Below are 22,132 nucleotides of genomic sequence, written 5' to 3'. Positions count from 1 at the left end.
CGGCGGCGCCTGGCTACGCATCAGGCTGCCCTGCGGCCAGCGTGCTGGCCTCCTCGAACCGGTAGCCGTGCGAGTAGACGGACATCAGCCGCACGCCGTTGTCGGGCCGCATCTCCAGCTTGATGCGCAGCCGCGAGATATGGGTGTCCAGCGTGCGCGAGCCGGCCTCCATGGCGCGGCCCCAGACGGCCTGCTCGATCACCTCGCGCGAAAGCAGCCGGCCGATATTGCGGAACAGGAACAGCGCGAGATCGAACTCGCGCGGCGACAGTTCCACCAGCGTGCCCGACAGCGTGATGGATCGACGGCGCGCATCCACTACATAGCGGCCCTGGCGCAGCAGTTGATCGTCATGAGGCACCGCCGGATAGGCGCGGCGCAGCAACGCACGCACCCGGGCCACGAATTCGGCGGGGCGCACCGGCTTGGCCAGGTAGTCGTCGGCGCCCACGGCGAGGCCGGCGACGATGTCGGATTCATCGATCCGGCTGGTCAGGAACAGGATGGGCGGCAGCCGGCCGGCATGCTGGCGCACCCAGTTCACGACTTCGTAGCCGCTCATGTCGGGCAGTTGCCAGTCGATGACCAGCAGGTCGAATACCTGGTCGCGCAGCGCGCGCAGGAAATCCGATCCGGCGGCGAAGCTCGTACAGGTAAAGCCGGCCTCCTCGAGCAGTTGTCGGATCTGTGCGGCCTGGCTGGGGTCGTCCTCCACGGAGGCAATTCTCATACATCCCTCTGATGACTACCGCCGATGTGTGGCGCGGCCGCGTCATGTTACCCAAACGCACGATGGCGCGTCGAGGCTCCGTTCGGGGGGCATGCACCAGTGTTGCGGCGCCGCCGCGACGGCGGGGGATGGCGCGCGGCAAGCGCAGCCATAGGGCCACATTGGGCCACATTGGGCCGGCACGTTTGAAACGATGGCTGGCGAGGCGCACGCAAGCGCCCCGCCGCGTGTAAAAGCTACAACAACCCTCCCCTGCCCGCTCCGCCCTACTGCAGCATGTAGGTCTCGTACTCCAGGCGCTCCAGCTTGCGGTCCAGCAGGTACAGCGCCAGCGCCACCACGATCAGCAGCGACACCGCGAACCCGTAGCCATACCAGGCCGGGCCCAGCTCCAGCGTGAGTCGGGTCAGCACGAAGTTCAGCACCACGAAGGTCCCGGTCAGCAGCAGCACCTCGCGCCGGCGGTCCAGGTAGAAGTAGATGTTGAGCACGCCGAGCAGCACCACCTGCAAGCTCGCGCCGATCACGTCGACATAGAGCAGCGGCAGGTACAGCTCGGAGATGCCCAGCAGCCGCAGCACCCACGGCCCGACCACGAACAGCAGCAGCGCCGCGATGGCCTGCACCTTCACGATCTCGTACAGCCCCAGGCGGATGGTCTGGACCATCGTGTTGCGCATGTCCTCGATGTGCTCGAGCGAACTGCCGCCGCGCACCGCGTTGTAGAACGCGTCGTAGTACTCGACGAAATCGGTCTCGATACGCACCAGGAACACGGCCATGCCCGGGATGATGGCGAGGTAGGCCAGGAACACCGGGATGTCGTAGATGATGGACGCGTGCAGCGGGCCGATCACCTGCTGGCCCGTGGACGGCGCGTACCAGAACATGAACTTGTCCATCCAGATGCCGAGGTTGTAGAACAGGCCGATGGCCACCAGGCTCGGATAGGCGTAGCGCTTCTGGAACACCTCGAACGACATGAAGCGCTGGCTGGTGTAGTTGCGGTAGATCAGCGTGATCATGCCCACCAGCAGGCAGAGCTGCCCCACCACGAAGCCGGCCAGCAGCCCCTCCAGCCCGCGCGAGCGCAGCGCCAGCGCGCCCAGCACCGTGATCGTGTAGCCGACGAAGAACGTCCACACGATGGCCTTGTACTGCTTCATGCCCGACAGGAAGATCGCCGCGATCCAGATATTGCTCATGATCACGAAGCCCGCGATCATCAGCAGCCGGTACAGCACCGACTGCTCCGGGAACGCCCAGACCGCGCAGCCCACGCCGATGGCGCCGGCCAGCCCGGTGGAGAGCAGCGCCACCGCGTGGTAGTTCGACAGCACGAGGTGGTCGCGCCGCTCGAACAGCCGGTCCGAGGTGAAGCGCGTGAACGACAGCTGCATCGGCCCGGTCAGGATCAGGCTGCAGGCAATCAGGTAGGTCACCGACACCTGGAACTGCGTGATCAGCATCCCCGGAATCACGAAGCCGATGCTCAGCAGGCCGATCAGCAGGATGCCGAGGATCGACAGCACCCACGGCCCGGAGCTGATCACGCCGGCGTAGGCGTAGGCGCTCAGCATGCCGGACAGGCTGTCGCGCCGGAGCATCTTGCGGAGTTCGAAACCAATCCCGGCCATGTCAGCGTCCTCCGTGCACGGGGCACTTTGCCGGATTGCCGGCGGGCGCGACCCCATCCGTGCGCCCCGCGTGATCGGGCTTGTCCATCAGCGACGCATACAGCGTGCGATAGCTGCCCACCATCTGTTCCTGCGTGTAGTAGCGCTCCACCCGGGAGATGCCGGCCGCCTGGGCAGCCTGCCAGCGCGGCGGGTCGGTGAGCAGTTCCAGCGCGGCACCAGCCAGTGCGGCCGGATCGGCGATACGGACCACGCCGCCCGCCGCGCCCAGCGCTGCATCCTCGCCCGGCAGGCCGAAGATCAGTTCGCGGCACGAGCCCACGTCAGTCGTCACGCACGGCACGCCCGCCGCGAAGCCCTCGAGCACCACCAGCGGCAGCGCCTCCGAGATCGAGCTGAGGATCAGCACGCCCACCTTCGGCAGGAGTTCGTCGATCTTCTGGAAGCCGAGGAACTTGACCTTCTGGCCGAGCCCCAGGCTTTCCGCCAGGCTGCGGCATTCCTGCGCGTACTCGGGATCCTCGTCCTCGGGGCCGGCGATCCAGCCTTCGGCGTCCGGATACTCGCGCACCACGGTCAGCATCGCGCGGATAAAGGTCTTGATGTCCTTGATCGGCACCACGCGGCCGATCAGGCACAGCACCGGCGGCACGCCCGGCGCCCGCTGCGTGCGCAGCGCCGACAGCCGCGGCAGGTTAATGCCGTTCGGGATATTGCGCGTGCGGGTTTCCACCGCGCCATCGGCCACCTGGCGGCGGCGGTTGCCCTCGTACAGCGCCACGATCTCGTCGCCGGCGTCGTAGCAGACCCGGCCCAGCGTCTCGAAGAAACGCACCCACAGCTCGCGGAAGTAGCTGATCTGGGAGATGTCGCGCTCGAAGATGTTGCGGTTGTCCCGGATCCACTGGCTCTGGAACAGGTCGATCTTGCGTTCCTTCGTATAGATGCCGTGCTCGGACACCAGCAGCGGCCGCCCGCTGCGGTAGCGCAGCATCGCGCCCAGAAAGCCCGCGTAGCCGGTGGACACCGTGTGGTACATCTTCGCCGGGATCAGCGAGTCGGCAATCCGCACCAGCTGCCACAGCGGCTTGTGCATGATGCGGATGGTCCAGAAGTAGTCCGTGAACGACGGGTCCGTGCAGAACTGCCGATACTGCTCGGTGATCGTCTGCCAGGCGCGGCGGCTGTAGAGGAAGGCATCTTCCGACAGCGCCCCGCCCTCGCGCAGCGCCGGCATCAGTTCGCGGATCAGCTCGCCCGCTTCCTGCTCCTTGCCGGGCTCCCGCAGCATTTCGTGCAGCGCGTCGGACTTCTCGAAAGCCTTCGGGTCGCCCGCGCTGCCGTGCACCATCGGCGGCGGCGGAAAGTCGTACAGGAAATGGGTTTCCAGATGCACGACGTTGTCCGGCAGCGCGTAGGCCATCTCGCCATAGTCCTGCCGGCGGCTGCCGATAAAGACGATGCCGAAGCGGATGTCCGGGAAAGCGCGGATCATCTGGTTGACCCAGCTGGACACGCCCCCGCTCACATACGGGAACGTGCCTTCCAGCAGCAGCATGACGTCGGCGGACGTTCCCTTGACCAGTATTTCACTCATGATTGCCAGTACCGCAACAGGGGCCGCACCAGTGGGAGCGGCGAAGGACTGTCGAAAGCCGCCATCAGGCGATGCACGGCGGCGTAGTCGCGTTCCAGGTAGGCGGCTTCCGCCAGCAGCGGCAGCACGCGCTCACGCGCGAAGCCAAGCGACTCGGCCCGCGTGAGCCACGCGCGCGCCTCGGCCGGCGCATTGCGCGTCAGCGCCAGCCGGCCGCGCATGTACCAGAGCGCGGCGTTGGTGTCGTCGGTCTCCAGCGCGGCGCTGGCGTAGCGCTCCACCTGGCTGGCGGTATAGCGGTAGACATCGCCCTGTACCAGGTTCTGGTAGATCAGTTCCCAGTAGAGGTCGGCCAGCCGCTTGTTGATCTCGCCGCGCGCCTGGGGCGTGTCGGCGGCTTCCAGGCGCGGCAGTTCGGCCAAGATCTGTTGCGTCAGTTGTTTCTCGGCGCCGTCGAGCATGCCGTAGGCGAGCAGGCGGATATCGTCCGTGCTATCGGCCAGCAGTTCGCGCAGCACCGGGCTGGCCGTGCGCGTGGGCATGGACTGCATGGCCACCAGCGCGTTCATGCGCTCCGGCAGCGGCGCGCGGGTATTGCCAAGCTGCGCGCGCAGGCGCGCCCCGCCACCGTGCGTCACGCGCTGGATCAGGTGGGTGACGAAGGCCGGCAGCGCTACCGAGGCAATGCCGGACGCATCGCGCCGGCCCGGGAACAGCCGCGCGAACAGCAGGCTGCCGAGGCAGACCAGCGTGCCGCCGAGCGGCACGAAGAAGCAGAACGCGGCGAGGTAGGCGTAGGTCCACGCAAACGGCGCGCGGAAGCGGCGCGGCAGCAGACGCCACAGCGCCAGCCCCAGCAACCCGGAGGCCGCCGCCTGCAGGGCGAAAAATGCCAGCAGCAGCGGCAGGCCCGTGCCGCCCTGAAACAGCAGCGCCAGCGCGGCGATCTGGAAGGCGGTGCCGCCGAAGGTCAGCTTGCCCATGCGTCAGCCCGCCTGCGTGCCGGCCGAAGCCGGCACCGGAGCGTTGTTGCCGGCGGCGCCAGCTACCACGCCGGGGGCCACCGAGCGCGGCGCCGTGGCATCGGTCGCCGTGGCGCCATCGATCTGGCAACGCTGCAACAGCCGCACCAGCGCGTCTTCGGCGCCGGTGGCCGGCACGGTCAGCGAGTACACGCCGATGTGCGAGGTGGCGAAATCGGTGCCGAACTGCGCGCGCAGCATGTCTTCGATCCGCACCAGATAGGCCGAGACGGCCTGGCTGTCGGACAGCGGCATCAGCGTCAGCATGGCGCGCTGGCGCGGGCTGCGCGCGGGCCAGGCCACGTCCAGCGCCCGGCGGCTGCGCACCACCTGTTCGAACAGCGCGTCGCGGGCTTCGTCGAGGTCGAACACCAGCGCCACCACCGAGCTTTCGACGCCGGTTTCCTGGCGCAGCCGCGATAGCCGCGCGTAGTCGAGCGCAAACGCGTACGGAATCGCCGGCATCAGCGCCTGGATGCCGTGCGTGGCCTGCCCGTGCTCCACGCCATCGGCGTAGTAGCCCATCAGCACCATCAGCAGCTGGAGGTTTTCATAGGTCAGCGAGAGGAACGGCATGCGCTCCACCACCAGCACGCCGATCAGGCGGTCGGAACCAGCCAGCACCGGCGCCACGGCCACGTAGCGGGTCTCGGCGTCCTGCTGCAGGCCCGAGGAACGCAGGTGGGCCAGCTCGCGCGTGTCGAGGCAATGGCGCACCAGCGGGTCGTCCAGGTTCAGTTCGAAGGCCGGCCCGATGCTCGCGGCGGCCTGCGGCGAGATGCGCTCGCCATCACACGCGAACAGCGCCGCGCCTTCGATCTGGCAGGCCTGCGCCACCACTTGCAGCATCGGCTGCGCGCCGGGCAGCGTGGTCTCGGGCTGGTCCACCCCACCCCGGGCCGCGTCGCCCATGGCGACGGCCCGCATCTGCGAGAGCGTGTCGCGCAGCGTGGTCGGGCGTGCCAGCAGGTCGTTCTCCAGCCGCGCGTGGGAAATGCGCAGCAGGTAGTGGTTCTTGGTCAGCGCGGCCAGCCGCTCGTCCAGATAGCGGTTGACGGCGCGAGCGCGCGCCAGCCGCGTGCCCCACACATCGCCGAACTGGCCCGAGATCAGCACCAGCAGCAGGCCGCCCAGGAAGAACATGCGCGGGAACGCGCTGGTGTAGCTGCCAAGCGCTTCGAAGACAAACCAGCCGCCCAGCAGCATCAGCACCGAGCCCACGCCGATCAGCGTGCCATAGCGCAGCGCCAGGATCACCGGCAGCAGCCACGCCCAGGGAAAGCCCATGCCGAGCAGCAGCGGGTTCTGCGGCAGCACCAGATAGGCCAGCCCCATCGCGACCACCATCGTGGCGATCAACTCCAGCACCGCAGCCGGCCCGCTCACCGCGGGCGCCAGCCAGCGCGCATAGCGCCCGCCGAGGCCGATCCCCTGCCCCTGGCGCCTTTTTTCCGCAGAATTCCCCACGCGTGTCACCTGTCCTTTTCTACAGCGTCCGAAAACGCGATCAACCCTGCATCAGCGGTGCCAGCAGGCGGCGCAGCAGCTTCTGCGCGGTGCCCGACAGCGAGGCGCGGCTCCAGCCGCTGTCGCTGCCCGTGGCCGACCACACCACCTGGCCGCTGGCCACGTCGATCAGTTGCAGCGAGATGCCCACTGCCGGTTCGCCATCCACGCCGACTTTATAGCGCCATTCCTGCACCGCGCCGGTCAGCGCGTAGCGGGCGCGCTCGCCCCGGGCCCATTCCAGCGCCTTGCCCACCGACTCGCGCTCGGCCGGCTCGAACAGCGTTTCCGGGTTCAGCGAAGCCGGGTAGCGCTTCAGGTTGGCGATGCCGCCGGTCTTCAGCAGCGATTCGGCGATGGCTTCGGCGCGCAGGCCGGCCTGCGGCGTCTCGGTGTAGTTGACAATCGGCAGCACCGCCACCGTGTCGCCGGGCGACATTTGCGGCGCACGGCCCACATCCGTCACCGCGCAACCCGCCAGCCACAGTGCCGCGCCAACGGCACCGATCCATGCTGCCATCCGCCCGATGCGGCCCTTGCCAGTCATTGTCTTTTTCATGGGATTCCCCTCGTTTACCTTGAAAACCTTCGTCGTCAATCGTCAGTACAGCCAGCGATAGCGCAGGCCGACCTCGGTCAGCGGCGTCCCGCTGGTGCGGGCCGCGGTGTCGTGCGAGATATACAGCGCCAGGTGGTCGTTGCCGAACACCGACCCGGCCAGGCCTGCCTGCCCGTGGAAGTTGTGGCCGGCGCGCGAGTCGTACAGCGCCCCCACCTCCGCGAACGGCCGCCACTTGCGCGTGTATTCGGCGAGCAGATCGGTGCCGAAGCCGAACAGCACGCCGGTCTGCGTGAAGCTCTGCGGCATGTAGAACGCGGTGTTCGCCTCGTCGTCATCGGCCGGCATCAGCCGCTGCAGGGCCGGCGTGAGCGTGCCGCTGTTGCGGGTGTAGATGCCGCGCGTGGCCACGGCGCGCACCGTGTAGTCCGGATACTGCGTGCGGATGCGGTAGCCGGCCTCCACGTCGAACAGCAGGCCATGGCCCAGCGCGCTGCGGTCCTGGCCGTAGAAATGGCTGTACTCGAAGCGTCCGCTGATGAACTCGCGCAGGCCCAGTCGCCACGTGGCGCCTGCGCCCAGCACATCCTTCATGCCGCCCACGCGCAGTTGCGACGACTCGTCGGCCTGCTGGTTGTAGCCGGCCAGCGTCGTGAACGACACCCGGCTTTCCAGATTCCACTGGCCGGTCATGCGCGCGGTGGTGAAGCTCTCCAGGCCGTCGCGGCGGCCCACGCCTACCAGCCAGCGCTTCTGCGAGTCGCGGTAGTCCAGCGTCAGCTCGGCGCGGCGGTCGCCCGCCGGCACGTTGGCCAGCTGGGTCGGATCGGTGCTGCGCTGGTCGCGGAACACGCCGCGCAGGCCCACCGCGTAGCCGTCCCACAGCCGGGCACCGGCGCCCAGGCTGTATTCGAAGTATTCGAGCGGCTTCTGGTGCTGGAAGGTCACGCGCGGCTCGATGGCCTGCGCGTTGAACAGCAGCGCATCCTGCAGGGTCTCCTGCAGGGTGTCGTCGGTGCGGGCCAGCTCCTGGGTCTCGAACGCCTGGGTCTGCGCGGCCGAGATGCGGTCAAGCTGGCGATTGGCCTCGATCTGGCTCGCCACGGGCACGCGGCCCGCCTGGCGCTCCATGATGCGGTCCAGCGCGTTCAGGTCGTTGTTGTCGAGCGCGATCGACACTTCGGCGTACGCCGGCCGCTGGAGCGTCTTGACGTACTGCCGCGCCAGCCACGCGCGGGCCAGCTCGTTCGACTCCGACGACATCGCCCAGGCTAGCGCCACCTCGCGGCTGGCGGCCGAGATCAGGCTCTGGCGACGGCGCTCGCGCTCGGTCAGTTCGGCGGGCGGCGCCACCACCAGCGGCGGCAGGCCCGGCACCTCGCCTAGCTTCGACGCACCGGTGACCGACGGCAGATCCCCCGGCGACTGACGGCGCGCAGCCACTTCCGCGCGGTCGCGGCGCAGCATTTCGATGACGAGGCTGCGCGAGACATCGCCCGACGCGAACACCTGGCCCAGCGCCACCGTCTGGCGGCGCAGGTCCGCGCGCGCCGGGGCGCCCTGCGCGTTTTCCTCGTCTTCGGGGTCAGTGGCCGCGTCGTCCTCCTCGCCGGCCTGCGGTGCATCGGCACCCTGCAGCCCGGCAGGCGACCACGCTTTGTGAAGGTCGATCCACGCCTGCTTGCGGATGCGCCACGCCATCTGCGTCTGGCCAATGGCCTCGTACGCATCGGCCAGCAGGCCCAGCCAGAGCGGATCGGCGCTCTTGCCCATCTGGATCTTGTGCAGGTAGTGCAGCGCCGTGCGGCCGTCCTGGAAGCGCATGGCGCCGGCGGCGTAGGCGCCCCAGAGACCGGGATCGTCCTCGGCCTCGGGCTTCAGGCGCAGCATCACGGCGCGCACTTCGCTGTCCGTGCCCATGTCGACCAGCGCCCACAGCAGCGCGGCGAAGGTCTCGCTGTCCGCATCGGGCTGGCCCACCGCGTGGCGCAGGTCGGCCAGCGCGTGCTCGCGGTCGCCGGTCAGGCGCCAGTATTCGGCGCGGCGCATCAGGAACGTGGCCGATCCTTCGGCGTCGCGCTTCTGCTCCGGCGTCAGGCTGGCGAACAGCCGCTCCACGCGCACGTAGGCATGGGCACGCGTGTAGTAATAGATGGCCAGTTCGAGCTGCTCGCGCTTGCCGCCCTTGCGCCAGCCGGCCTCGGCAATCCGGCCGGCATCGATCGGCGTCTTGTCGTAGTACTGGATCAGGTTCGAGAAATCGGCTTCCTCGGTATCGCGCACTTCGGCCAGACAGTCGTTGCGCGCGGCGCCGGGCGGCATCGTCATGCAATGGTCGTCGTGCGTGTTGCTAACCGCGATCATCATCTGGCGGTAACCGTCCGCGAGCAGGTCGTCGCGCTGCGTCAGCCGCGCGAGGTCCGTGTAGGTGCGCCAGTACAGCAGGTCGCGCGGGCCGGCCTTGGCGCGCGCGGGCAGCATCGCGTCCATGGCCTGCGTCAGCCGGCCACCCACGTAGAGCATATTGGCGCGCTTGAGCGCGTACTCGGGCCGGGGGCCGAAGCGCTGTTGCAGCTGGCCGTACAGCTCGAAGGCACGGCCGTCGCGGCCTGCGCGCTCGGCCAGCTGCGCGTTACGCTCCATCACCTCGCGGGCGTGCGGGCCGCTGCTCAGGGAATCGAGGAAGGCCATGCCGGCCTCGGGCTCGCCCAGCCGCTCGTAGGCAGCCACCACCTCGTCGATGGTCTTCAGGTCGCCGCCGCCGGCGCGGTGCCGCAGCGCCGCCAGATAGGCGCGGTCGTCGGACAGGCCCGGGGCCAGCCGCATGACGTTGTTCCACGCGCGCTCGTCGTTGGTGGCCTGGGCGTACTGGAGCCAGCTTTGCAGCGCGATCATCGGCTGGCGGTTCCATTCGGCCACCTGCGCCAGCCGCTCACGCCAGACCGGCTCGTTCGGCAGCTTCTGCACGGCGGTCTGCGCCACGCGCTGCGCCTGGTCGAGCTTGCCGGCGGCCAGGAACACGCGATAGGCGAGATCGTAGTCGTCGGCATTGAACGCCTTGCCTTCGGCTGCCGCAGCCGCCACTTCGGCCTTGGCCGCCGCCTGGGCGTCGGCCTGCGAGACATTGCCGGTGTCCGCCACGTGGCGCACGCCAAGTTCGCCGGCTGCCGCCAGCTTGTCGCGCAGCTTCACGCCGCGCGGGCCGTCGAGGAACACCACCTCGCGGGCCAGCCACGGCTCGGTGTCGGAGACACGGCGCAGATGGGCCTGCGCGAGCAGCGTCGCGCCCATCGGCTTGTTGGCCGACAGCTTCAGCAGCCGCTCCACGTACTTCGCCGCCACCTCGGGCTTGCCCGCCGCCAGCGCCAGCTTGGTCAGGTAGCGCAGCACCTCGGCATCGTCGAGCAGCTTGCCGCCCCGACGCTCGGCTTCCGCCAGCGCTTCGTCGAGCAGGTTGCCCGATTGCAGCGTCTGCAGCGCCTGCAGGAACAGCGTGCGCTGCTCGTACAGGTTCTTGGCGCGCGCCTGGGCGTCGAACAGCGCCTGGGCGGAGTCGCGATAGTTGCCGCCGGCCAGCGCGATGCCGGCGAGCTGCTTGTTGTAGAAGTCCGCGTTGCCGGGGTCGCGCAAGGCCAGTTCGCGGAACAGCTTGCCGGCCGGGTCCGCCGCACCGATCTGGCGCGACTGCGTGGCCAGCGCCTGCAGATCGGCGAGCGACCACTTGCGCATCTGCGCCGGCGTGGTGGCGTCCTTCAGCAGGTCGTTCATCATCGCCAGCCGCCGCGCGCGCTCGGGCGTCTCCGGCAGCGCCGCGTAGGCGCGCTGCTGGGAGATCTCGATCCGGGTGCGCAGGATCGGGCCGCTCAGGTCCGCGCCCTGCACCGCCTGCATGCGGGCGAGCATGGCCTCGGCGTCATCGAGCCGGCCGCTGCGGGCGTACTGCTCCGCCAGCACACCCATGAAACTGGTGTCGTTGGGGGCCACGCGCGACCACGCCTCGAGGTAGGCCACGGTCAGGCCGTCGACGGTGCGGCCCTGGCCGAGCAGGCGCTCGCGCAGCGTTTCACGCGGGAACATCAGCGCCAGCCCCACCCCCACCATGGCGGTGAAGGTCAGGACCAGTGCGGGCGGCAACAGCCGCTCGCGCTCAGCCGGCGCAGCGGACTTCGACTTGTTGCTGGACATGGATCGGATCATTCACCGCGGGGGTATCGATACGCAGCGTGTTGCGCTCGCGCACACCGGCCACGGGCTTGCCGTCGACCGTCACACTGCACTGGCCGGCGTTGGCCAGCCGGAAGAAGGGCTTGTAGTAGCCGCTGAAACGGAAGCGCGTGACCTGGCCGTCGCGCTGCCAGTCGCGCACCAGGCCGTTGGCCTCGGGGATCTCGGGCACGGCGCGCGTGGCGGCCGGCACGATCTGAAAGCGTGCATTGCCGCCGTCGAGGTGGACGTAGGTACCGCCGCCCGGCGCCGGCGACGAGCCGGTCACGCCGCGCGCGGTGGCCACGTCCGGCACGCCCGTGCCGTTCCAGCGCAGGTTGCGCAGGTTGCCATCGCCCCGCACCACCCAGGCCCCGGCGGCCGGCGCGCCCATCTCACCATTCTCACCATTCGCGCCCTCGCCCAGCTCGCGCGCCACGGCCATGCCCTGCCAGTCGATGACCTTGAGCACGTAGTCGGTGGAATGGATCGGCAGCAGCGGCTGCGTGAGCACGTAGTCATAGACCTTGCGCAGCGCCCGCAGCGACGCCACCTTGGTGCCCGAATAGCTGTGGTAGTAGATGTTCACGGCCTTGAAGCGGTACGGCTTCTCGGTCAGCTCGTAGGTCTCGATCACGCGCTCGAAGCCGTAGTACGGGCCGTGCCACAGGTTGGTGTAGATGTTCTCGTTCTGGTTGGTCGCAAAGACCTGGAAGGTGTTGTCGGCCTTGTGGATGCCCAGCGGCGCAATCGCGGTCCAGCTCGGGTTGCTGCGCGTGATCATGGTGTCGCCACCATTCATGTTCAGCACGCCGGCCTGCTCGGTCAGCTTGAGCGCCTCGGGCGGGGCCTGGCAGTCGCCGGGCCACAGCACCATCTTCACCGGCTTGCCCGGGGGCGCCAGCACCTTGTTGATATAGTCGATCGACCCGCCGATCTCGCGGTTCAGGTCCATCTTGTAGCCGGGAATCGCCAGGTGATAGGCCTCGTCGCCCTCCTGGATCCGGGCGTCGTTCTCGTGGCCAGGCACGGTGCGGCCCCACTCGAACGGGTGCGAGTAGGTGTGGCTGGCCACTTCCACGTAGGGCTGGGCGAAGATCTTGCGGGCGATCGGCTCCAGCTCGGCCGTCAGCTTCGGGTACATGCCCGACTTGCCCACCTCGCCCTCGATCACGGACATCGTCATTGGCAGGCGGTATTTGTCGAAGATCTCGCGGAACAGCACCTCGCCCGAAAAACCGCCGCCGGGGATCTCGGCCTTGGAGGCAAAGCCGTCGCCATCGATATGGATGGTCAGCAGGCGGCGGCCACTCTCCGTCGTGGAATCGGGGACGGGCATCTGCGGCAGGCGCAGCGCCTCGCGCAGGAACTGGAGCGGCTGGATGGTCCAGCGGTCCTGGTCGGTCGCCACGTTCTGGCGCACCGCGTATGGGCCTGTGACGTATCCGCCCCATGGCGTGATGGCAGCGGCGTCGAAGGTCAGCGTGCCCGATCGCATGCGCAGCAGCGACCGCGTGTTGGCGGCGCCGTCCTGCACCTGCACCGGCACGGCCTCCGTGCGGTCCGGGGCGACCGGCATCTCGAAGCCCACCATCGGGTCCTTCGACACAATCGACACCGGCCCGGAAACGCGCCCCTTCACCGGCTTGAGCCCCAGCGTACGCGCCAGCGAGCCGGCCACGGGGGCGCCGAAGCCGTTCATGAAGACCACGGGCACACCCTGGGCGATCTGCTTCTCCACCCAGGCCAGGAAACGGCCGGGCTGCTGGGTGAAATAGCCGTTGGACCAGACCACCACGCCGGCATAGCGGTCCGGGCCGATCTCGGGCAACGGATCGCGCGTCTCGGCGAAGTCCACCCGGTAGCCCAGGTAATTGATCGGCATGGAGACGAAACGCACGCCTTCCGTGTTGTCGATGGCCACGCCGGGCTCGCTCTCCTGCACCACCAGCACGCGGCGCGGCATGACCTCGATCTGGCCGACGCCCACGGTCTGCAAGCCGGAATCGGTCACGTACGGCGTGATGCCGAGCGCGCGGATGCGGCGCGCGGTGTCACGGGCGCAGCGGCGGTCGGTCGGCGGGCAGTAATCGATGGAAATGACCGGCAGCTTGTACTGCTCGCGGATGACGCGGGCCTGCGCCAGCAGCCAGTCGCGGTCCTGCTGGCTGACTTCCGTATAGCGGCCCTGCGCCTGGTTCCAGCCCCGGAACAGCGATTCGAACACCACGCCGTAGACCAGGCTGTGGACCTGCGGCAGGATCTCGAAGCCCCGGTTGAACAGCAGCCGGGCCTCGGGGTAGCGGGCCTTGATGGCCTGGATCACACGCACCATGCCGGCTTCCTGCCGGGCGCGCTCGGCGTCGGTCTTGGCCACGAGGTGATAGGAATCCATCGTATCGAGGAAGAAGCCGCGATAGCCGCGCTCCCACAGCGGGGCGATGACCTTGTCGACATAGAATGCCGGCCAGCCGTCGGCGGCCTGGTCGACCACGCGGGCCTGCCAGGCGTCGTTGCTGCCCACCAGCCAGTTCTTGGGGATGTCCGGGAAGTAGGCCCGGCTGGGCAGCACCTCGCCCAGGCTCACGTAGGCGAACCACGCCGTCTGCGGCGTGGAGACGCGGCGCGGATCGAAGCCGCTGTCGGGCTCCACCACGGCCACGTCGAAGGCCTGCAGGGCGTCCACGGGGGGCTTGCTGCCGTAATGGAAGGCGACGTTGGGCGCGGCCGGCCGGGCCAGATCGGCCGCCGGCTGGGCCTGAACCGCCGTCGAAGGCGTCAGCGTGCCCAGCACCACGCCGAGCGCGGACGCCAGCACCGCCACGACCGCCATGGCGCGTTGCCATGGGGCGGCGGCCCGTGACGGCGCCTGGCCGGCATCGCCGGCATGGCCGAAAAGTCCCCGGATTGAACGTTGCACTTGCTTCACTGGCTGTTATCCGCTTCTTCTGTTATGCCTTGGGCGCGCCGTTGGCGGCGCTGCCCGCGCGATGCCCGTCCCCGTGGCCATCGATACGGGATTTTCCCTAATGTGCCGGGCAAGGGGCGATGCTAGGGCATTCGCTGGGAATGGATTGTGAAAAATTGTGGCGGGAGTCCGTCCAGCCCGGATATGGGCCGATGTGGACCGAGGCAGGCCGACCCTGGCGACGCGCGCATGCACGTCCGGTCGGCCAGGCTATGGCTCGATTGACATGAAAATCCCCGTTCTACGTTCAAATTGCGCCTTGGGCGCGCGCCGCCTGGTGTCCAGACGACGTTGTTTTCTATTGGCGGCAATTGTCGTGGCATCCTCCGCCAAATGCCATAGTCCATATGGAGTACAGGAGTTTGAAGCATTCGGCGCCATGGCGGGAAGGGGGCCACCGAACTGCCCGGCGGAACGGAATCGCGCGAATTCGTACCGACTATCGATACTCGGTATGCGGATAACCCTGTCTTACCATCGTCCAAGGTGTTGAGATGTCAGACAAAACCGTGTTCGATGTAGAAAACTCTAATATCTGCTGTTTGCATGCCGAAATACCGTTAGGGGCTTAGTCCGATTGACACGCGAAAAAAAACCGGCAGAATGGGTCCTCGCATGCGCACTGCCCTCTAACGAATTTTTCGACGCGGGCTGTTGCGAAGATCATGCCTCGTCGGGCGATTACGCTCATCTGAAATTCAAGGTTGGAAAGATATATGGAAACCGGTACCGTTAAGTGGTTCAACGACGCCAAGGGCTTCGGCTTCATCACCCCGGACGCAGGCGGCAACGACCTGTTCGCGCATTTCTCGGCGATTGAAGGCAATGGCTTCAAGTCGCTGAAGGAAGGCCAGAAGGTCCGCTACGTCAAGGCAATGGGCCAGAAGGGCGAACAGGCCACGAAGATTCAGGCAGTTTGATAACCGCCTGAAGCGCCCGGCAATATCTTGCCTGGGAAGCCCCGCCACTGGCGGGGCTTTCTGCTTTTTGCACTCTTGATAATGTATGGCTTTGGGAACGTTTCCCGGGGCATCTGTTTTAGTTCTCGCATACCCATATTCCATGTCGCGGGAATGACTACGCGCATTGCCGGGACAGAAATCTTCGGCGCCCCTGTCTCAGATCGGGCCCGACGCCAGCCGGCGCCAGACCCGGAGCAGGCGCCAGTCAGGCCGCGATGGCCTTGACCTCCATATATTCAGCCAGCCCGTAGCTGCCGAACTCGCGGCCGTTGCCAGACCGCTTGTATCCGCCGAATGGCGCGCCGCTGTGCGGCTGGGCGCCGTTGATCCGCACCATGCCAGCCTGCAGACGTCCCGCCACGCGGCGCGCCCGGGCCGGATCGCCCGACCAGACATAGGCGGCGAGCCCATATTCGGTGTCGTTGGCGATGGCAATCGCCTCTTCCTCCGAGTCATAAGGAATGATCGCCAGCACCGGGCCGAAGATCTCCTCGCGCGCCACGGTGGCGTCGTTGCGGACGTTGGCGAAGACGGTCGGCCGCACGAAATAGCCCGACGCCAGCCCTTCGGGCCGGCCGACACCCCCCGCCACCACCTGCCCGCCCTCCTCGATGCCAATGCCGATCAGGCGCTGGACCTTCTCGAACTGGGCCCGGTTGGCCATCGAACCGACCTTGCTGTCGGGCTGCGTCGGGTCGCCCACCTTCAGCGCGGCGACCGTGGCCCCCGCGATGGCCACGACCTGCTCGTGCAGATGGCGCGGCACCAGCATACGCGTAGGCGCCACACAGGTCTGGCCGGAGTTGATCATGCAGCTGATCACGCCGTCCGAGACCGCCGCGCGCAGGTCCGCATCGTCCAGAATCACGTTGGCCGACTTGCCGCCCAACTCCTGGAGCACGCGCTTGACCGTGCCGGCGGCAGCCGCCGCCACCTCGATCCCGGCCCGCGTGGAGCCTGTAATCGAGATCACATCGACGTCATGATGGCGCGACAGCGCCGCGCCGACCGTCGGCCCATCGCCATAGACCATATTGAAGACCCCCGCCGGCACCTCGGCTGCGTGCACGATCTCGGCGAAGATCCGCGCATCGAGCGGCGCCAGCTCCGACGGCTTCAGCACCACCGTGCACCCCGCCGCCAGCGCCGAACCCACCTTGGTGGCGATCGTCGTCACCGGCCAGTTCCACGGCGTGATCAGCGCGGCCACGCCAATCGGCTCGCTGACCACCTCGGTGCCACCCAGCTGCCGGGTAAAGTCCGCTTCCTTCAGCGCGGCCAGCGCCGACTCCAGCATCTGCAGGCCGAGCGGCGCCTGCTTGACCTTGCACAGCCATTGCGGCGCGCCAATCTCGTGGTGGATGGCCAGCGCGATATCGTCCATGCGCGTCTTGTACAGCGCGATCAGCCGCGTCAGCACGTCCACGCGGGCTTCGCGGGTGGTGGCCGACCAGGCCGGGAAGGCCGCCCGGGCCGCCGCCACGGCGGCATCGACATCGGCCGCGCCGCCCATGGCCACGTGGCCAATCACCGCCTCGGTGGCCGGATTGACGATGTCGAAGCGGCCGGCGCCCGCCGCTGGCGCCACCCATTGGCCGCCAATATAGAAATGGTCGAGCTGATACATGCGCTGTGTCTCCCTGAGGGTTGGACTTCGGGTGTTTGAAACGAGGATGCCCGGCTCACTGCTCGCAGGTGGCGAGCTTGCGGGCCGCGACGATGGCTTCGTAGCGGCTGGTCACCTGCAGCTTGACGAAGATCTTCTTGAGGTTCCACTTGACCGTCTGCACGCTGATGTTCAGCGTCAGCGCAATCCGCTTGTTCGACATGGACTGTTCGAGCAGCGCAAGCACCTCCTGTTCGCGCCGGGTGAGTCCCGGCGTGGCGGCGATGGTGCGCACCGGCGCGGCGGGTGCCGGCGGGGGTGAGGCGGGCAAAGCGGTCGAAACGGTCGAAACGGGCGCGGGGGCCATGGCTGGCGCCGAGACACCGCCCGACTCGCCCAGCAGCGCGCGCACATGGTCGACCAGCGCCGCGCCACCATGCGTGGCGGCGCGCAGCAGCATCGGGTGCAGGCCGGCGCCCTCCTCGATCAAGGTGCGATGGAGCCCGAGCCGGTAGCACGTGGCCACGGCCGACTGCGCGCAAGCCTGGGCCTGTGCGCTGCGGCCCAGCGCTTCAAGCGCGCGGGCTTGTAGCAGGTCGGCCACGGCCTGCAGGCGCTCGCACCCGCGCACGGCAGCAAACCGTCGCAGCGTCTCCAGCGCGGACAGCGCCTCCTGCGGAGCGTCCTGCGCCAGCGCCAGCCGCGCGCGTCCCAACGCCGCCGTCGCGCCAATCTCCACATCGTGAATGCCATCGCCCGGATGCCGTGCCGCGTAGCCGTCGAGCACCGCCTGCAGGGCCTGCGCGTGACGGCGGTCGCCATAGGACAGCACCAGCCGCTGCTGTTCGGCGACCATTGCCACCACGCCGCGATCCATGCCCGTCGCCCGGAAATGCGCCTCCGCGCGCGTGAAGTAGGCGAGCGCATCCTGCGGGGCCTCGCGCAGGGCCTGGATGCGGCCGAAGACGCGCGCGGCGCGCACCTTCAGTTCCGCCGAGGCCCCGCGCAGGCGCACCCGGCACGCCGCCAGCGCGGCGTACGCCTCGTCCAGGCGGTCGAGTTCGAACCATGCCTGCGCCACCACGCCGGCGCAAAGGGTCGCGCAGAGCGCCCCGCTGCCGTGGATGGTCCGCGCGCGGCGCAGCGCGGCGGCGCCGATGCGCTCCGCCTCGAGTGCGTTGCCTTCGCGCATCGCCACGTTGGCCGCCGCGGCCGCCGCCACCAGCGCCAGCTCGCCACGGCCGGTGCGCGTGGCGCGTGCCGCCGGGGCGCTGTACAGGCAGCGCGCCGCCAGATGGTGGCCCTGTGCCGAGAGCCAGTGCAGGCGCACCGCCAGTTCAACATCCTCCAGCCCACCCGGCAGCGACCGCGCCGGGATCGCATCCAGCCCCTGCAAGGCGGCGCGCGCGCTGGGCTCGTCGTCGCCATGGGTGGCCAGCACGGCGCGCAGCAGCAGCCGATGGCGCAGCTCGATGGGGTCTTCGGCCAGGCCGTCGGCTTCCGCCGTGGTCTCCAGACGCGTGAGCCAGCGTTCGGCAAGGTCCATGCGCGCGGTCAGCGCGGACGCCCACGCGCCCATGCGCAACAGGCGCGGATGGGCCGCCATGCGGTTGCCGCCTATGCTTTCGGTCCAGCGCGCCACCACGCCGAGGTGCGCCAGCGAATGCGCCGGCGGCAGCCCGCCATCGACCAGCTGCGTGGCAAGCTCCAGGTCGTCGCAGAGCGCGGCGCTGCGCATCGCGTCGGCGAACCGCCCCTGCTGCACGAACCAGAGCGCCGCGCGGCGGTGCAGTGGCTTCGGGTCGATGCCCGCCTGCGCCCGGCGCTTGTCCAGGTAGGCGACGAACATCGGATGGAAGCGATACCACGCCAGCTCGTCGCGGCGGTCCACGCGCCGCAGGAACACGTGGCGCCCCAGAATCTGGTCGATCAGGGTCGCGGCATCGTCGCGGCTGGTGACGAATGCCGCGAGGTCAGCCTGGAAGCTGCGCAGCACCGACACATGCAGCATGAAGTCGAGCAACTCGGCCGGCAGTTCGTCGATGACCTCCTCCGACAGGTAAGCCTCCAGGTTGCCGCCGTCGCCCACGCGGGCCGGCATATCGCCGGCGCTATCGCAGGCGGCGTCGCGCGTGCGGCCCGCCAGCCGTACGCCCACCGGCCAGCCTTCGGTAATCTCGTGCACCTGCCGCGCCACCTCGGCATTGGCCGGCACGCCGGCACGCGCCGTCAGGAAAGCCGCCGTCTCGTCGAAGTCGAACGTCAGCTCGGCCCCGTCGATTTCCACGAACTCTTCCATGGCCCGCAGGCGCCCGAGCCGCAACGCAGGCACGGTGCGCGAGGCGATCACCAGATGCAGGCCGGGCAGGATGGCGTCGGTCAACGCCTGCACCAGCGTCAGCGTGGCGGGGTCCTGCACATGATGGAAATCGTCGATCATCAGGTACAGGTCGGCCGGCGTGCGCGCGAGCACTTCCAGCAGCGACGCGATCAACGCCTCGCTGCCCTCCCCACCCTCCCCGCCTTCGCCAGCCTCGATGGCGAGGCCCGCGTGCCCGAGCGCCCCGGCCAGAATGGCGCGGAACGTCGGCAATGCGCCATCCTGCATGGCCAGCGTGAGCCAGGCCACGCGCGCGCCGGCCTTGTCGAGCCGCTGGCGCCACTGCGCCATCAGCGTCGTCTTGCCGAAGCCGGCGCCGCCCGTGAGCAGCACCAGCTTGCGGTCGCTGGCGGCCTGCAGCCGGCCGATCAGCCGATCGCGCGAGATCGCGTCGCTTGCGGGGCGCGGCGGCACGATCTTGGGCAGGATGCAGGGAGACGCGACCATCGACGTCTACGACTTCCAGTGGCGTTTGCGCAGCTCGTTCTTGAGCACCTTGCCGACGCTGGACAGCGGCAGGCCGTCGACGAACTCGGCGCTGCGCGGGATCTTATACCCCGCGATCAGCTCCCGGCAATGGTTCTGGATCGACTCGAGCGTGGCTTCCGCGCCCGCCTTCAGCACCACCACCGCATGCACGGACTCGCCCCACTTCTCGTGCGGCACGCCGATCACGGCGACTTGCGCCACCGCCGGGTGGCTCGCCAGCGCGCGCTCCACCTCGGCGGAATAGACGTTCTCGCCACCGCTGATGATCATGTCCTTCATGCGGTCCACCAGGAACACGAAGCCGTCCGTGTCCATGTAGCCGCCGTCGCCGGTATGCATCCAGCCGTTGCGCACGGCCTCCGCGGTCGCTTCCGGCTGGTTCCAGTAGCCGAGCATCACGTTGGGGCCGCGCACGGCGATCTCCCCCACCGTGCCGCGCGGCACCTCGCGGCCCTGCTGGTCGACGATCTTCACTTCCACCATCGGCGCGGGGCGTCCCACCGAGTGCATCTTGCCGCTCGCCAGGGCGGCCTCACTGTGATACTCGGGGCCGAGCAGCGTGGCCACCGGCGCCAATTCGGTCATGCCATAGCCCTGCGCGAACTGCGCGTTCGGGAACGCGGCCCGGGTACGGGCCAGCAGCGCGGGCGTCATCGGCGAAGCGCCGTAGCGGATCAGGCCGAGCGACGACAGGTCGAGATCGGCCGAGCGCTGCGGATTCTGTTCGCGCCAGTCGAGCCCCATCTGGATCATGGTCGGCGCCAGCAGCACCGAGGTCACGCGGTCGCGCGCAATGGTCTCCAGCATCTGGCCCGGATCGAAAGCCGTCATCGGCACGTGCGTGCCACCGACCAGGAAGACGGCGTTGATCGCCGCGAAACACGCCAGGTGGAACATCGGCATGACGTGCAGCATCACGATGGTTTCGTCGAAAGTGCCCGTCATCGGCTGGTTGCAAGCCGAGGAAACGAGGTTCGTGTGGCTGAGCATCACGCCCTTCGGGAAGCCCGTGGTGCCGCCCGTGTAGAAGATGCCGGCCAGGTCGTCGCCGTGGCGGTAGGCGTCCTCCACCGGCTCACTGTCGGCGACCAGTGCCTCGTAGTTCAGCATGCCCTCGGGCGTCTCACCGTCGCCGGCGTAGATGACGTGGCGCAACGTCGGGCATTCGGCGGCCACCTTGCGGGCGACGACCGTGAAGGGGTCGTCGACAATCAGGACGGCGGTGCCCGAGTCATTGAACGAATACAGGATCTCGGCCGCGCTCCAGCGCGTGTTCACCGGATTGAGCGCCGCGCCGGCCCACGGCACGGCCATGTAGTACTCGATATAGCGGGCCGAATTGAGCGAGAACATCGCCACGCGCTCGCCGTCGGTCACGCCGAGCTTCTTCAGCGCGCCGGCCAGCCGCGCCACGCGGTCGGCCAGTTCGGCATAGGTCTGGCTGCGGCCCTGGAAACGCACGGCCGTCTTGTCCGGCCGTTGCTGCAGCGATCTGTGCAGCGATTGTGTCATGTACATGCGATGTGTCTCCGTCACCAACCGAGAGGGGCGGTAGCGGCCTCTTGTCGGGCCGCTCTGTGGGTCTTCCGGGTGCAGCCGGGCTTAGAAATTGCCGCCGGGGCCACCACCGCAGTAGACGACCTGCCCGGACAGGAAGTTCGACTCCGGCGTGCAGAACAGATACACGGCGCCAGCCGCTTCTTCCGGCTTGCCGGCGCGGCCCAGCGGCGTCATGCGGCTCACGCCGTCGAGCATCGCCTGCTGCACACCGACCTTGATCTCCCGGCCTTCGATGGTGACGGTCTTGCTCTGGTCGCCGGCCAGTGCCTGCGTCAGGCGCGTTTCGATCAGGCCGAAGGCCACTGCGTTCACGTTGACCTTGAGGCGGCCCCATTCCTTGGCCAGGGTCTTGGTCATGCCCAGGATGCCGGCCTTGGCTGCCGAGTAGTTCGACTGGCCCGGGTTGCCGCCAGCCGCGCCGGACGAGATATTGACGATCTTGCGGAACACCTCGCGGCCCTCGGCCGCTTCGGCCTTGGCAGCGGCGCTGATCACCGGCTGGGCGGCGCGCAGGATGCGGAACGGCGCGGTCAGGTGGCAGTCAAGGATGGCATACCACTGCTCATCGGTCATCTTCTGGATGACGTTGTCCCAGGTGTAGCCGGCATTGTTGATGATGATGTCGATGCCCTTGTGGTGCTCGACGGCTGTCTTGACCAGGCGGTCGGCGAAATCGGGAGCAGTGACGCTGCCGACGCATGCCACGGCTTCGCCACCCTGCGCGCGGATCAGCTCCACCACTTCGGCGGCCGGATCGGCATCCAGGTCGTTCACCACCACGCGGGCACCTTCGGATGCCAGCTTCAGCGCCACTTCACGGCCAATGCCACGGCCCGAGCCGGTGACGATGGCGGACTTGCCTGCGAGTTTGCTCATGTCTGTTCTTCCTGTATCGATTCGTCTGGGGTGCGAT

General features: G+C 68.4%; 13 protein-coding genes. 1 reads left to right on the top strand and 12 read right to left on the bottom strand.

Annotated elements, in window-relative coordinates:
- Window positions 1-13: 13 nt before the first annotated feature.
- The 8 genes from AC1EJR_RS16365 to AC1EJR_RS16330 all read right to left on the bottom strand — a co-directional run bounded on the left by AC1EJR_RS16365 (window position 14) and on the right by AC1EJR_RS16330 (window position 14,087).
- Complete coding sequence (locus AC1EJR_RS16365) at window positions 14-730, bottom strand: response regulator transcription factor (RefSeq protein ID WP_092297083.1); 717 nt, start codon at window positions 728-730, stop codon at window positions 14-16.
- Between the two features lie 266 nt (window positions 731-996).
- On the bottom strand, window positions 997-2,367 hold the full coding sequence (pelG, locus tag AC1EJR_RS16360; RefSeq protein WP_441592879.1) for an exopolysaccharide Pel transporter PelG: 1,371 nt from the start codon (window positions 2,365-2,367) through the stop codon (window positions 997-999).
- A 1-nt stretch (window position 2,368) separates the two neighbouring features.
- Window positions 2,369-3,964 (bottom strand): GT4 family glycosyltransferase PelF, encoded by a 1,596-nt coding sequence (pelF, locus tag AC1EJR_RS16355; RefSeq protein ID WP_477113402.1) that lies wholly within the window; start codon window positions 3,962-3,964, stop codon window positions 2,369-2,371.
- Window positions 3,961-4,947, bottom strand: a complete 987-nt coding sequence (locus AC1EJR_RS16350; protein WP_092297074.1) for a tetratricopeptide repeat protein — start codon at window positions 4,945-4,947, stop codon at window positions 3,961-3,963. The genes pelF and AC1EJR_RS16350 overlap by 4 nt, the downstream gene beginning before the upstream one ends.
- Before the next feature lie 3 nt (window positions 4,948-4,950).
- Window positions 4,951-6,453: a PelD GGDEF domain-containing protein gene (locus AC1EJR_RS16345; protein ID WP_092297432.1), complete on the bottom strand. Its 1,503-nt coding sequence runs from the start codon at window positions 6,451-6,453 to the stop codon at window positions 4,951-4,953.
- A gap of 40 nt (window positions 6,454-6,493) precedes the next feature.
- A complete protein-coding gene (locus tag AC1EJR_RS16340; RefSeq protein WP_092297071.1) occupies window positions 6,494-7,051 on the bottom strand; it encodes a penicillin-binding protein activator LpoB in 558 nt (185 codons plus the stop codon).
- 42 nt (window positions 7,052-7,093) lie between these two features.
- Window positions 7,094-11,236, bottom strand: a complete 4,143-nt coding sequence (locus tag AC1EJR_RS16335; protein ID WP_477113401.1) for a tetratricopeptide repeat protein — start codon at window positions 11,234-11,236, stop codon at window positions 7,094-7,096.
- Window positions 11,199-14,087: a bifunctional glycoside hydrolase/polysaccharide deacetylase family protein gene (locus AC1EJR_RS16330; RefSeq protein ID WP_441592946.1), complete on the bottom strand. Its 2,889-nt coding sequence runs from the start codon at window positions 14,085-14,087 to the stop codon at window positions 11,199-11,201. The genes AC1EJR_RS16335 and AC1EJR_RS16330 overlap by 38 nt, the downstream gene beginning before the upstream one ends.
- Window positions 14,088-14,938: 851 nt before the next feature.
- Here AC1EJR_RS16330 and AC1EJR_RS16325 point away from each other — a divergent pair.
- On the top strand, window positions 14,939-15,142 hold the full coding sequence (locus AC1EJR_RS16325) for a cold-shock protein (protein ID WP_039009350.1): 204 nt from the start codon (window positions 14,939-14,941) through the stop codon (window positions 15,140-15,142).
- 247 nt (window positions 15,143-15,389) lie between these two features.
- Here AC1EJR_RS16325 and AC1EJR_RS16320 read toward each other — a convergent pair whose 3' ends face one another.
- The 4 genes from AC1EJR_RS16320 to AC1EJR_RS16305 all read right to left on the bottom strand — a co-directional run bounded on the left by AC1EJR_RS16320 (window position 15,390) and on the right by AC1EJR_RS16305 (window position 22,095).
- Entirely contained in the window at window positions 15,390-16,811 is a 1,422-nt protein-coding gene (locus tag AC1EJR_RS16320; protein WP_092297062.1) for an aldehyde dehydrogenase family protein, read from the bottom strand.
- 55 nt (window positions 16,812-16,866) lie between these two features.
- A complete protein-coding gene (locus tag AC1EJR_RS16315; RefSeq protein ID WP_477113400.1) occupies window positions 16,867-19,617 on the bottom strand; it encodes a helix-turn-helix transcriptional regulator in 2,751 nt (916 codons plus the stop codon).
- Between the two features lie 6 nt (window positions 19,618-19,623).
- On the bottom strand, window positions 19,624-21,177 hold the full coding sequence (locus tag AC1EJR_RS16310) for a long-chain-fatty-acid--CoA ligase (protein ID WP_092297057.1): 1,554 nt from the start codon (window positions 21,175-21,177) through the stop codon (window positions 19,624-19,626).
- Window positions 21,178-21,261: 84 nt separating this feature from the next.
- Complete coding sequence (locus tag AC1EJR_RS16305; RefSeq protein ID WP_441592874.1) at window positions 21,262-22,095, bottom strand: SDR family NAD(P)-dependent oxidoreductase; 834 nt, start codon at window positions 22,093-22,095, stop codon at window positions 21,262-21,264.
- Between the last annotated feature and the right edge of the window lie 37 nt (window positions 22,096-22,132).

This window comes from Cupriavidus sp. 05T42 (assembly GCF_056396345.1).
Note: the sequence above shows the minus strand (reverse complement) of the source record. Positions and strands in the feature narration are given on the sequence as shown.